General features: G+C 61.5%; 9 protein-coding genes. 4 read left to right on the top strand and 5 right to left on the bottom strand.

All coding sequences use genetic code 11. The features are described 5' to 3' along the window. Nucleotides 1-208: 208 nt before the first annotated feature. From MAMT_RS01265 to MAMT_RS01275, 3 genes are all read left to right on the top strand, one after another. Complete coding sequence (locus MAMT_RS01265) at nt 209-3,211, top strand: tubulin-like doman-containing protein (protein ID WP_246186456.1); 3,003 nt, start codon at nt 209-211, stop codon at nt 3,209-3,211. 35 nt (nt 3,212-3,246) lie between these two features. Then, nucleotides 3,247-4,875, top strand: coding sequence for a phosphate ABC transporter substrate-binding/OmpA family protein (locus MAMT_RS01270; RefSeq protein WP_142659133.1), 1,629 nt, complete (start codon nt 3,247-3,249; stop codon nt 4,873-4,875). A 73-nt stretch (nt 4,876-4,948) separates the two neighbouring features. Continuing rightward, nucleotides 4,949-6,619 carry a hypothetical protein gene (locus MAMT_RS01275; RefSeq protein ID WP_142659134.1) on the top strand — a complete coding sequence of 557 codons (1,671 nt, stop codon included), beginning with the start codon at nt 4,949-4,951 and terminating at the stop codon, nt 6,617-6,619. 35 nt (nt 6,620-6,654) lie between these two features. On the opposite strand, the gene thiS is transcribed toward MAMT_RS01275, so the two are convergent. Both thiS and thiH read right to left on the bottom strand, forming a co-directional pair. Continuing rightward, a complete protein-coding gene (gene thiS, locus MAMT_RS01280; RefSeq protein ID WP_142659135.1) occupies nt 6,655-6,867 on the bottom strand; it encodes a sulfur carrier protein ThiS in 213 nt (70 codons plus the stop codon). Then, nucleotides 6,840-7,970, bottom strand: a complete 1,131-nt coding sequence (gene thiH / locus MAMT_RS01285; protein ID WP_142659136.1) for a 2-iminoacetate synthase ThiH — start codon at nt 7,968-7,970, stop codon at nt 6,840-6,842. Before thiH ends, thiS begins: the two co-directional genes overlap by 28 nt. 79 nt (nt 7,971-8,049) lie before the next feature. Between thiH and hemW the strand changes: the two genes are divergently transcribed. Then, entirely contained in the window at nt 8,050-9,207 is a 1,158-nt protein-coding gene (gene hemW, locus MAMT_RS01290) for a radical SAM family heme chaperone HemW (RefSeq protein ID WP_178086840.1), read from the top strand. A 32-nt stretch (nt 9,208-9,239) separates the two neighbouring features. Here hemW and MAMT_RS01295 read toward each other — a convergent pair whose 3' ends face one another. From MAMT_RS01295 to MAMT_RS01305, 3 genes are all read right to left on the bottom strand, one after another. Then, the gene (locus tag MAMT_RS01295) at nt 9,240-9,572 is read right to left on the bottom strand and encodes an FtsB family cell division protein (protein WP_142659138.1); all 333 of its coding nucleotides are present in this window, start codon (nt 9,570-9,572) and stop codon (nt 9,240-9,242) included. Nucleotides 9,573-9,646: 74 nt separating this feature from the next. Next, nucleotides 9,647-10,924, bottom strand: a complete 1,278-nt coding sequence (eno, locus tag MAMT_RS01300) for a phosphopyruvate hydratase (RefSeq protein WP_142659139.1) — start codon at nt 10,922-10,924, stop codon at nt 9,647-9,649. Between the two features lie 90 nt (nt 10,925-11,014). Further along, nucleotides 11,015-12,364, bottom strand: a 1,350-nt coding sequence (locus MAMT_RS01305; RefSeq protein WP_142659140.1) for a DHA2 family efflux MFS transporter permease subunit, incomplete at its 5' end; no start/stop codon positions are given.

Here is a 12,364-nt window from a genome sequence, read left to right on the forward strand (position 1 = left end):
TTCTCCACGGAGCGGGAAAAGGGATTGCTTTTTTTCCACCTACGGGTCATTCGATTGAGACTGTCCCTCGGCAGCGGTCGATTCTGCTCTCGCGGAGAGAGTTTTCATTCCGATGACGAGGAGGGGAAGCTTCTACCGGCGAAACGAGTTGCACCAGAGCGCCTCCGACAGCGTTAATCATAACCTAACGTAGAACGCAGACTGATCGATGAATCCCAACCACATGATCCTTGGCCTCGGCGGGACGGGAGGAAAAATCATCCGCGCGGTCCGGAAAACGATCTTCCAGGAATTTCGGAACGTGAGCCCGAAAGACGTCAATGTCGGGTACCTCTACGTCGATTCGAGCGACGAGTTGATGCGGCTTGACGATCCGACCTGGAAAATCCTGGGGCAGAGCGTCCAACTCGGACCCAACAGCCAACTCCACATCCGGTGCGCCAACCTCTCCTCGATTCTGGAGAACCTGACCAACTATCCCGGCATCCGGCCTTGGATCGGCGACCGGGGGATCTGGAACGACATCCTGGGCGGAATCGTGGGAGATGCGATCGGTGGGCAGAAGCGGAGGCTCGGCCGATTTCTCTTCGCCAACCATGCGACGGAGTTCTGCGACCGGCTGACCTCCCAAGTACGGGAGCTCCAGTCAGGCGGGGAGACGGGCGTCACGTTTCATGTCTGCACCGGTCTCGCAGGAGGAACGGGGAGTGGAACGATCGTCGACACTCTCTGCCAGATCCGGCGCCTCTTCCCGGACTCCCTGCAGTATCGAATCATCGGCTATCTTCTCCTTCCCGAAGAGCACCCCAAGCCCAATTGGAATACGGGAAACTACCACGCCAACGGCTATGCGGCGCTGGCGGAGCTGAACGCCTTGAGTGTGGGGAAATTCGTTCCCTGCAACCTCGCCGGAGACGGGAGCAAGATGACCGGTCTTCAGACCCCGTTCAACGGAGCCTACCTCTTCACCACCCACAACGAGAACGGGTTGGCGCTCGGCGTCGACGATATTCCGAACGTCGTGGCGGATTTTCTCTACCAGAAAATTGTTACGGTCCGAAAAGTCAATTGGGCGAGCCTTGCCCGGCAGGAGAATGCCGAAAACGGGGACGGGAATCCCGAGACGATCCCCGGGACGAACGTCGGGGTAAGGTCGAAGAGATGGCTCGCCTTCGGGGTGAAGCGGATCGCCGTCCCGGAAGAGGAGATTGCCGAATATCTCGCCTATCAGTTCGCCCTGCAGGCGGCGCTTCAACTCCGCTACAACAACTGGTCGGAGACCGAGGGTTACCTCCCGAATGCCAAGAACGTCGACTTGATGAGCTATGTCAGCGCGCCCGAGCAGCTCGAGCGCTGGCTTCTCTCCGACGAGCATCTGATCCTGTCCGCTCCGGTGCTGGAGGCCGACGGGACGCAGGGCCGGTGGCAGCCGATCGGCCGATACTGGATGACCGTTACCGGGGCCTTCAAGCAGGAGATCGAGGAGCGAGAGGACGGCGCGAAGTGGCTCGACAGCCTGAAGGGAAGGCTCGAGCTTCGTTTCAGCGACCAGTACCGCGGCCATGGCGTCAAAGCCTTTTATCAAACGGTGTCGGCCTCCGCCCGGGAGCGTGCGCGGGAGGTTCGGCAGAAGCTCGAAAGAGAGCTGTTCGGCAACTGGCGCGATGGAGTCCGCTCCGTTCATGAGATCAGCGCCCTGGTCGGTGCCGTGATCAGCTATTTGCGTAGCCGCTTCGAGCGCTTCGATGACGATGTGGCCAAGGCGAAGCCCCAGGAGGAAGCTCTCGCCAAGAAGCTCAAGGAGCAAGAGAAGGAGTGGGTGAAGGTCGGGGTCATCTCCGACATGCTGGGAAAAAGAAAGCGCCTTTTCGACACGTGCGCCTTGACCCTCCAGGATCTCTACGCCTGCCGGACGCGCATCGAAGGCTGGCAATTTGCCAAGAAGTTCACTCCGGTTCTGCTGGAGGAGATCACCCAGCTCAAAGCCGAGCTCGACCGGAGTTCGGCGATGATTGCCGAGGCGGTTAAGAACTTCGAGGAGCAGATCGCCGAGCGCTGCGGCGATGACAACAGCAAGGTGGATTACCGGCAGCAGATCATCCGGTTCTACGATCCGGAACTCGTCCGGAGCGTGACGCGAAGGTTGACGAAGGATGCCCGGGAGCAGCTCACCCAGACGCAGCGGGTTCGCTCGGCCCTCGTGGCGTTGCTGGGGGACAAGCTCGATTTTCGTACCTTCAATGAGCGAATCAACAAGACGACCTTCCTGGATGTTCTCGAGAACCAGTGCATGGAGAATGCGAAGATCTCCCACAACAACCTGATCGAAAGCAGCAAGGAGAAGCTGATCGGAGTCAGCATCATTGATAAGCTGCGCGACCGGTATGGGGATCGGCAGGCGCTCCGGCTCTTCATCGATGGGATCGTTAAGGCGGCTGGCAATTACCTGATCTACAGCCCGGACGAAATCAAGAGATCGGCTCCCGGAATCAATTCGGGAGCGCAAATCTGCGTATCGAGCTTCACGGTCATTCTCCCCAAAGCGCCGGAGGCGGAAGACTTCGTGAAGATGCTGCGGGAGGTGTTCTGGGAGTGCGTGCAGACGACGGCTCGCGAATTTCTGGATGGAAGCAGATCCAACGAGATTATTTTGACCAGCGTCACCAACCTTTTCCCGCTGCGGGTCGTCCAACTGCTCTCCTTTCTCCGGGCTCGGTATCTGGAGCGGGTGAATGGACCGAATCCGGCTCGGGCGCGAATGGAGCTGCATATCGAGGAGGACGGCCAGGCGCTCCCGAGCCTTTTCCTCCCGAGCCGGGGTGAGCTACAGGAACGGATCGCTCCCTATCTCCTCCTCGGCAGCGTCCTGGGATTGATCGCCGGCCGGGAGAACGAGCAGGGGACGCAGGAGTTGGCGATCCTGACGAAGGACGAGTATGGGTTTGAGACACCGGTCTTCCTGGAAGGGACGACGATTCCCGAGACGCTGGCGAACGTTCCGGAGACGAAGGCCCTGACGCTGGAGGAGGCGGTGGGCAAACAGCTTGCCGATCCCGAGTTACGGCGGGAGCCGAAACGGACCGACTTGACGCAAAAGGTGGTCTCGTTGGTCAACGAGCTCGCGCGTCAACTGCCTCCCACCGATCCTCGAGGGAAGTCCTTTCCGGAATGGGGACGCCGGGCGGTCAAGCTTCTCCGCGGAGAAGGATGAGAGAATTCCCTGCCGGAAAGGAAAGCGGCTGAGCCATGCCGGCGCGAAGAGGTTTTTGCCCGAATTACGGAAACTGTCCGTCGCGCGCGGATACGCGCGAGATCATTGAGATTCCCGAAGGGAAGGATTTTCTCTGCCCGGACTGTGGGACACCCTTGGTGCCGGAGGAAGAGGCTCTTCGCCGACCGAGAAAAAGGGGAAAGCGGAAGGTCTTTCTCTTGCTGCTGCTCTTCTTGCTGGCCGCGACCGGGGTGGGGCTCTGGCTCTCCTTGCGAAGAGAGCCGCAACGCGCCGTTGCTCCTCCGCCCGAGCCGCCGCCGACCGCCGAGATCCCCCCGCGTGTTCTCGAAAGGACTCTTTTCACCGTCTCCGGCTCCCGGATCCTGGGGGAGAAGCTCGTTCCCGATCTGGTACTGGCGTTCCTCTCGGAAGATCTCCGGTTGAAGGGAGTAGCAATCCGGAAAGGGAAAGACGGCCGGTCGGTCGCGGTGGTAGGGAAGTCACCGAACGGGAGCGAGGAGCTTTCCGTTCGGCTCGTTCTCTCGAGCACCTCCGATGGATGGAAGGAGCTGGCGGCTGGTGCTGCACAAGTGGCGATGGCTTTCCGAAAGATTACGCCGGAGGAAGCAGCCCTCTTCGGCAAAGGGATCAACATCACGGCTCCCGACTCGGAACATGTGATCGGGGTGAGCGGCATCGCGGCCATCGTCTCGCCAGCCAGTCCCGTTTCGAAGCTCTCTCTGGGGGAGCTGCGCAAGCTCTTCGGAGGAGAGGTTAGGGATGCGAGGTCCCTCGGCTTCCCGCAAGCAAAGGTTGTCCTTTCTGCTCCTCCGGATGCTTCGGGAAGCTGGCAGCTCTTTTCCCGGCGGGTGATGGCAGGGTCCCCCGTGTCGGTCGACATCGCCCGCCGGGAAGGCGGAGCGGAGATCTCGTCCCGGGTCGCAGGCGATGCTCAAGCCCTGGGGCTAGTCGACTTTCCCCACATCGGGGCGTGCAAGGCGCTCGCCCTTTACGAGAAGGGGACCCATCCGCTCTCCCCGAGCTTTGCATCGCTCGAATCGGAAGCCTACCTGCTTTCGACCCGGCTCTACCTCTACACGATGGGAAGCGGAAGGAATCCCGATGTAGATGCGTTCGTCCAGTTCGTCCTTTCCGACCGGGGGCAGCAGCAGGTGCAACAAACGGGATTCGTGGGAGCCGCGACGAAGACCGAGGCAGGGGCGGAGTCGTTGATTCAACCAGCTGCGGAAATTCCGCGGGATGCACCCGCCGGTTACCGGGAGCTCGTCAAGGAAGGGAATCGGGTGGCTTTCGACGTTCGATTTCGGACCGGGAGCGCCGAGTTGGACAATAAGGCGCTCGTGGACATCCGGCGGCTGGCGAAGCTGATGGAAGGGAAAAACGAGAAGGGCGAAGCGGTTCTGTTGGTCGGTTTTACGGACAACGTGGGAGATCGCGCCTACAACCTGCGCCTCTCGGTTGAGCGGGCGCAGAGTGTCGGGCAGGCGCTTCGCGTCCTGGGCATCCCCGTTGCGGCGACCGCCGGCGAGGGAGACCAGATGCCGGTTGCTTCCAACGATACGGAGGAGGGTCGGGAGAAGAATCGCCGTGTCGAGCTCTGGATCGTCCGAGGGAAGGCGCCCACGCCTTCCCCGGAGCCGTGACTCGGCGCATGGGGCCTTTGACAAAAGCGGCGAGATGAGGGAAACTACAGGGGTTTCCTGATCCAGGAGGCGCATGAGCGATCTGATTGATCCCGATGCGGAGGTGAAACCGAGATCGCGACCGGCAGCCTCTCCTTCGAACGCGGACATTCCCCACCCTTCCCCCAAGACCGCATCCGGTCGCGTCCAAAGAGGGAAATGCCCCAACGTCGGGGAGTGCTCCCTTGGCGGAACCTATGTCGAGGTCCCGCAGGGAGCATCCTTCGTCTGTCCGGAATGCGGCAGCGAGCTTTTGTCGGCTCGAAGGAGAAGGGCGGGAAGCCGAAGGAAGCTGCTTTTTTTGTTTTTGCTGGTTGCGGGGCTCTGCCTTCTGGGCGTCGGGTCGTTTCTGACGCTCGGGCCGTTCCTCGCCGGTTTGTTCGGCCCGAAAAGCCCGCTGGACAAAGGGAGTTCGACGGCCGGAACGGATGGTCCCCCTCTGCTGGAGAAGAGGGAAGAGCCTCCCCTCGAAAAGAAGCCGACCCTCGCCGACGCGGAGGCGGCGCTCCGGAAAGAACTTCCCAGGGGAATTACGCTGGTTTCCCTCAAGCCGAACCAGGAGCAGAAGGGTGCCGATGGCTCCTGGAACCTTGCCTACGACGCCACCGTCGTGGCCGAAAATGACCAGTATTGGGTTCCGATTGCCGACTTGGATGCGGCCAACCTGAGGAAACGGTTGAGCGAGATTCCCTCCCCGGAGCGCTCGTGGGCTCGCCGGCACCTGAAGGATCTGATTCTGACGCAGGATCAGGCCCCGGGCCAGGAATACCTCTTCCACCGCAAGAAGCCGCTGGCTTCGCTGACTCCCGGGACTCCGTTTCCGTTTGCCTGGAAGGCGGTGGCAACGCCGAGAGAGGATGGATCGTGGAAATTTGTCCCGGCCTCACCGCTGCCCTTTGCGGCGCCCGCTCCGAGCGAAGGAGGAACCGACATGCGGGTGGTGCTGCGGAGTAGCCCCGAGGTCGAGCAGGCGCAGTCGCTCGAGGAGCAGCGATGGGATCGATTCGTCCAGCATTTGAAGGAGATTGAGCGGCGGGCGCGGCAGCAGTATCGGGAAGTCATGAATAATGCGCCCTCCTATGTGCGGAAGCCCGATGTTTTCCGAGCCGGGAGTGGGGGGCCGACCACGATGGGAGAAGGAGCCGGCATCGGAGCGGCCGGGGGCGCCTTGGGGGGTGCCATGTTTGGCGGCGGGGAAGGTGCAGCCATAGGCGCCGGAGTGGGAATGCTCCTTGGAGCCCTGGGGGGAGGCGTCTACTCCCATCAGAAACAGCAGAAGCAGTACGAGGCGGCGCTAGCCGAGCGGCATAGCTACGAGCGACAGGCATCCTCCGCCGAGCGCAATACGCGGGAACAGCTCCTTTCCCAATACGAGCAGGATCTGCAAGATCAAGCACAACAGCGGCTCACTCTCCTGGCGGGGGGCTCTTCGGGGGCTGCCAACCCAGCCCCTTACGGCGGCAACTTGAATAATCCCGGGGGTGGCTCTTCGGCGATGCCGCGCTATCCTTCGGATGGCTCGGGTCCTCCGCCCATGCCTCCGTTGCCTACCCAGGAGCCGTACGGATCTTCTTCACCGGCCGGCCCGCCTGCGGCCCCCGCTTACCCGGATGGCCCTCCCCCTCCTTTTGCGGGAAATTCGCCCTATCCGCCGGCGGATAGCGATGGCCCACCGCCCCCTCCACCTCCGCCTCCTCCCTACTGAGGGGGAAACGCTCTAGGATCGATGTAGATTCGTGGCTAGCCACCGGCGACAACGCGAAGCAGCTCCAACCGGTCGCCGGGCTTGAGTTGACGTTCGGTCCAGTCCCGTCGCGGAAGGACTTCTTGATTTAATTCCACCAGAACGACCTTGGCAGGGTAGCCGAGCAAGCGCAGGAGCTCTGCGACGGTGGTGCCGGATGGGACTCGCTGCTCTTTGCCGTTTACGCGGACGAGTTGTTCGTCAGGCATTCTTCCCAGTCCTTCCAGACAGGCTCGTAGCCGAGTTCCCGAATCCGATCGACGATAACGCGAGGGGGGCGTTCATCGGAAAGCGAAAATTGCCCTGTCGCCTCGTCCGCCGATTCCGCAGAAGCCAGCGCTTCGAGCCGGCCGTGAACCGTCCGATGGAGCCGCTCTCTGCCCGCGCCCGTGTAGCCGCCGGGATCGGTCCGGGAGCCGGCGCTCAGCAGGGTGACGCCCAAGGGGATCAGCCGCTCGCGAAGCGAAGGGGCCTCCCGGGTGGAGAGAACGAGTGCGACCTGTGGAAAAATCATCCGCAGCGCACAATGGAGTTGGACGAACTCTCGGTCGGAAACGGGATATTCCGGTGAAAAGCCCCCTGCGGCCGGGCGGAGCCGGGGCAGCGAGAGCGTCAAGGAGGAGCGCCAGGCATGCTTGAGAAGCCATGCGGCATGGGCCGCCAAGGCGAAGGCCTCTTGACGCCAGGGCGCCAAGCCGAGGAGAGCGCCGATTCCAATCCGGCGGAACCCCGCGCGATAGGCCCTTTCCGGAGCTTGGAGTCGCCAGACAAAGTCGCGTTTCGGTCCGGAGAGATGGAGAGAGGCGTAGGCTTCCGGGAGATAGGTCTCCTGGTAAATGACCACCCCCTCGGCCCCGGCCTCGACGATCTCCCGGTATTCCTCGGTTTCCAGCGGTGCGATCTCAATGGAGATCGACGGGAAATAAAGCCGGATCCTCCGGATGCAGGAGGCGACATAGCCGGGGCTGACCCACTTTGGGTGCTCTCCGGCGACCAAGAGGATGGAGCGGAAGCCCTGTTCGGCCAGGCAGCGCGCTTCGCTCTCCACCTCCTCCGGGCTCAAGGTGAGCCGGAGGATCGGGTTAGATCTCGAGAAGCCGCAATAGCGGCAGACGTTGACGCATTCGTTCGAGAGGTAGAGCGGAGCAAAGAGCCGGACGGTTTTCCCGAAGAACTGAGTCGTCAGGTTGTGTGCTTCCTGCGCCATGGCCTCCAGCTCCGGAGCGGTCTTCGGTTCCAGGAGGGAGCGAAACCGGGCTTGCTCCCGGAAGAAGGGAAAGCTTCCCTCGGCAAGTTGATCGGAAAAAGCCATACGGAAAACCTAGCGCAGGCTGCATCTGGTCACAAGCAGCTGCGTCGGCAGCAGGGACAGAAAAGTCTTCTTTCTATCGGTGGATCGGGTCGTATGGTTTCTCGTGGTCTCTCAACGCTTGGATCCGGCCGAGCCGGCGCCGCGCCGCCAACCGATCCGGCATCTCTATGTACACACGCCCTTTTGTGCAAAAATCTGTCCCTACTGCGCCTTTTACGTCCATACCGGCTCGGCTTCGGAGATGCGCACCTTCCTCGATGCCCTTTTGCGGGAGTGGGAGAGGGTCTCCCGGGACTACCCCGTGGAAGCTGAAACGCTCTACTTGGGTGGAGGAACTCCCTCGCTGCTGCCTCTCGACGCTTTCCGTCGGTTTGCGGAAGCCTTCCATCCGTGGGAGGCCATCGAGGCGACGCTCGAGGCGAATCCTCGAACGGTGACTCCCGCAAAAGCAGTGGCTTGGCGCGAGCTCGGGATCGGTCGGGTGAGCTTGGGCGTCCAGTCTCTCGATTCGGAGGTGCTCCGCACGCTCGGACGCCGGCATACCGCGGAGGACGTGAAAGAGGCGGTCCGGACCCTGCGAGATGCCGGATTCAAGAATATCAACGTGGATCTGCTTTTCGCGGTCCCAGGCCAGTCGCCCGCTTCGTGGCACGAGACCTTGGGAGGAGCGATTGCGCTCGGACCCGAGCACATTTCGGCCTACGAGCTCACCTATGAGGAGGATACTCCTTTTTTTAAAGCGCGCGCTGCGGGAATCTGGACCGAAGACGAGAATCGATCGATCGAAATGTATCGAACCGCCTGGCGGCTCTTGGAAGACGCAGGGTATCGGCAGTACGAGATTTCCAACTACGCCCGACAGGGTTGTGCGTCTCGGCACAACCAGGGTTATTGGAAGGGGAACGACTATCTCGGGCTTGGTCCCGGGGCCTGTTCGACGGTTGGGCTCTGCCGTTGGCAGAACCGTCGGGATACCGAGCGCTACATTGCGGCATTGTCGGCAGGCCAGGATCCTCCGAGGGAACACGAACCGCTCTCGGAGGAACAACGACAACGCGAACGGTTGCTCCTGGGTCTTCGGACGAGCGGCGGGATTCCCGCCTCTTGGATCGGCGGGAACTCGGATGCCGCTCTCGCCCTGACCCGGCAAGGCTTGGCCGAACTCTCGGAAGGAAACTTCCGACTCACCCCCGAGGGTCGGCTTTTGACCGATGGAATTGCCGGTCTCTTTGTTTAACCTGCCCGTCTCACAAAGATCGTAGCCTAGCCCTACCTGTTGCCGGTCGCCTCTCGATCCGAGGGGAGGGGGAAGGGATCAAAACGGAAGATGATTTCCCCTTTCTTGCCCATGCTCAACCGGTCCCGGGCGATTCGGCTGAGGTAATTCGGGTCCGACTGGAGCAACTCGAGTTGGAGATTGAGATCTCGATTGCGACCCTGCTCCACGGCGACTTCCCGTTGGACCTGCTCCTTCTGGCGCTCCAGGTGATCGATTTGCTGCACGAGCGGCCAAAAGGCCGTCAGGAGAAGAGCTCCGCCGGCGAAAAAGATGCCGAGCCCGAGCAGATGGCTCAGCTTTGCCCAGACCGTGCCGCCCTTCATGTTGCGTGCTCCGCTCCTGCGCGAGCAGCTATGGCCGATGCTTGCCGGAAAAAGGCGGCACACCGACCGTCACGTTACCAGTGCCCATATCGGCCATTCTTCCCCAAATCCTCTTCGATCCGCAGGAGCTCGTTGTATTTGGCGATCCGGTCGGAGCGGGCGAAGGAGCCCGTTTTGATCTGACCGGCATTGCAAGCGACCGCCAGGTGCGCGAGAAAGGGATCCTCAGTTTCTCCCGACCGGTGGCTGAGCATCACGCCGTATCCGCTTCTCTTCGCAAGATCGACGGTTTCCAGGGTTTCCGAAAGGGTCCCAATTTGATTCGGCTTGATCAGAATCGAGTTGGCGACTCCCTGCGCGATTCCTTTGCGTAGAAATTCCGGATTGGTCACAAAGACATCGTCTCCGACCAACTGCACCGATGCTCCGAGCTCGCGCGTCAGGAGCCTCCATCCCTCCCAGTCGTTTTCCGCGGCTCCGTCTTCGATGGAAATCAGAGGGAACCGCCCACAGAGTTCTTTGTAATATTCGACGAGATGAACCGCTGGCATGCGTCTCTGGTCGGATTTCCGAAAGACGTAAGCCTCCGAACTCTGGTCAAAGAATTCGCTCGCCGCCGGATCCATGGCGAAGAAAATCTCCTTGCCGGGCGTATACCCGGCCCGCTCCACCGCGGTGCAGAGCAGCTCCAGCGCCTCGTCGGCCGAAGAGAGATTGGGAGCAAATCCTCCCTCGTCGCCGAGTCCGGTCCCCAAGTTCCTCTCCCGGAGAAGAACGCGAAGCGCGTGAAAGGTTTCCGCTCCGAACCGGATGGCCTCCGAAAAGGTGGGAGCACCCCGCGGCACGATCATGAACTCCTGAAAATCGAGAGGAGCATCGGAGTGGGCTCCCCCGTTGAGAACATTGGCGAACGGTACGGGCAGGAGAGCGCTCCCCGTTCCTCCGAGATACCGATAAAGAGGAATGCCCAAGGCGGCCGCGGCTACCCGGGCTACCGCGAGCGAAACTCCGAGCATGGCATTGGCACCCAGGTTGCTCTTGTTCTCGGTGCCGTCGAGCTCACGAAGCAGGCGATCGATCTCCTGCTGATCGAGTGCGTTCTGCCCTTGCAGGCAGGGCGCAATGCGTTTTTGTACGTTCTGGACCGCCTTCCCGACTTCCTTGCCCCCGTAGCGTGCCTTGTTCCCGTCCCGCAACTCGAGCGCCTCGTTGACGCCCGTGCTCGCTCCGGACGGAACCATCGCCCGGGAACGGGTTCCTTCCTCAAGGACGACTTCGGCCTCGAGCGTCGGATTGCCGCGGGAATCCAAAACCTGCCGAGCCCAAACCCGATGAATGGAGAAACGACCCATATCCACAACTTTCTTGGCTGCGAGCGACTTTCATTACAAGCCAATTCTTGGGCCGGCAGGCAGCAGGAGAACGCTTCCGAGACATGCAGGCTAATGCATGATCCCCTCGGCCGGCGGCTTGCCCTTCGCGGGAGCCAGGAAGAAGGCCAGGGGCAGCGATGCCAGGCAGACATAACCCGACCATTGGAAGATGTCGACATAGGCCCAGAGGCTCGCTTGATCGGTGAGGGTGCGGTAGAGCACTCCCAAGGTCTGCTGCGCTCCCGGCACCGTTCCCGACTGAGTCGCGAGATACCCCTGGACCGAGGCAAGGGCGTCCCGGTAGTTGGGGTTCTCGGGCGTGTAATAGCCCGCTAGGAAATTTTGCTGAACCTGGGCAAAGCGCTGGGAATAGGTCGCAATGAGAGAAGTGCCTACGCTTCCGCCGATGTTTCGGAAAAGGTTGAAGATACCGGTGGCGTTCCCCATCTGCTCCCGGCGCAGCGTGATGACGGCGGCGGTCGTGAGCGGGACGAAGACGAGCGGAGCTCCAAAGCCGTTGAGAAGGTTGGGCACGATTACATTGAATTGAGAGATCTCGATATCGAAGTTCCCCATGAGAAACGAAGAGCCGGCCAGGAGAAAGAAGCCGAGGGCGACCATTGTGCGGGCGCTCATGTGCCCGAGCATCCGGCCGGCGAAGATCGCTCCGGCCACCGCGCCAATTCCGCGGGGGCTTACCGTAACTCCGCTCTGAAAGGCCGTATAGGCGATCAGGGTCTGGAGAAAGAGCGGAAGGGCGGCGAGCGTTCCATAGAGGACGATGCCGATCAGAAAGACCAAGCTGACGCCGGTGGCGAAGCTTTTGTCCTTGAGGATGCGGAGATCGACCAGCGGCTCGCGTGCGGAGAGTTCGCGGATCACGAAGCCGATCAGGCCCAAGAAAGAAAGCCCGGCCATCCAGCGCAGCCAGACGGCCCCAAACCAGTCGTCCTCTTGTCCCTTGTCCAAAAGCACCTGCATGCAGCCGAGCCAGATGGTCAGGAAGAACAACCCCCAGACATCGACCTTGGTCGGCCGGTTGTTCCGGAGATAAGGAGGATCTTCGACGAAGAGGGCCGAAAGGAGGATGGCCAGCAGGCCGACGGGCAGGTTGATGAAAAAGCACCAGCGCCAGTTCACATTGTCCGTCAGCCAGCCGCCGAGCAGAGGGCCGAGGATCGGTGCGACCACGACTCCGAGAGCAAAGAGGCCCATCGCCTGTCCCCGCTTGGAAGGCGGAAAGCTTTCCAGGAGGATCGCTTGCGAGATCGGTTGGAGTCCGCCGCCTCCGGCCCCTTGCAAGATGCGAAAAAGGATCAGGGTGCCAAGATTCGAAGCGGCTCCGCAGGCGGCGGAACTGATCGTGAAGATCACAATGCAGGCCAGCAGCAGGTTCCGCCGGCCGAATCGGCGGCCGAG

It is taken from the genome of Methylacidimicrobium tartarophylax (genome assembly GCF_902143375.2).
Classification (GTDB): domain Bacteria; phylum Verrucomicrobiota; class Verrucomicrobiia; order Methylacidiphilales; family Methylacidiphilaceae; genus Methylacidimicrobium; species Methylacidimicrobium tartarophylax.

Bases quoted from the DNA above. Each gene is read 5' to 3' on its own strand.
- MAMT_RS01270 (WP_142659133.1), top strand. From the start codon at position 3,247: ATGCCGGCGCGAAGAGGTTTTTGCCCGAATTACGGAAACTGTCCGTCG.
- eno (WP_142659139.1), bottom strand. From the start codon at position 10,924: ATGGGTCGTTTCTCCATTCATCGGGTTTGGGCTCGGCAGGTTTTGGAT.
- MAMT_RS01275 (WP_142659134.1), top strand. From the start codon at position 4,949: ATGAGCGATCTGATTGATCCCGATGCGGAGGTGAAACCGAGATCGCGA.
- MAMT_RS01265 (WP_246186456.1), top strand. From the start codon at position 209: ATGAATCCCAACCACATGATCCTTGGCCTCGGCGGGACGGGAGGAAAA.
- thiH (WP_142659136.1), bottom strand. From the start codon at position 7,970: ATGGCTTTTTCCGATCAACTTGCCGAGGGAAGCTTTCCCTTCTTCCGG.
- thiS (WP_142659135.1), bottom strand. From the start codon at position 6,867: ATGCCTGACGAACAACTCGTCCGCGTAAACGGCAAAGAGCAGCGAGTC.
- MAMT_RS01295 (WP_142659138.1), bottom strand. From the start codon at position 9,572: ATGAAGGGCGGCACGGTCTGGGCAAAGCTGAGCCATCTGCTCGGGCTC.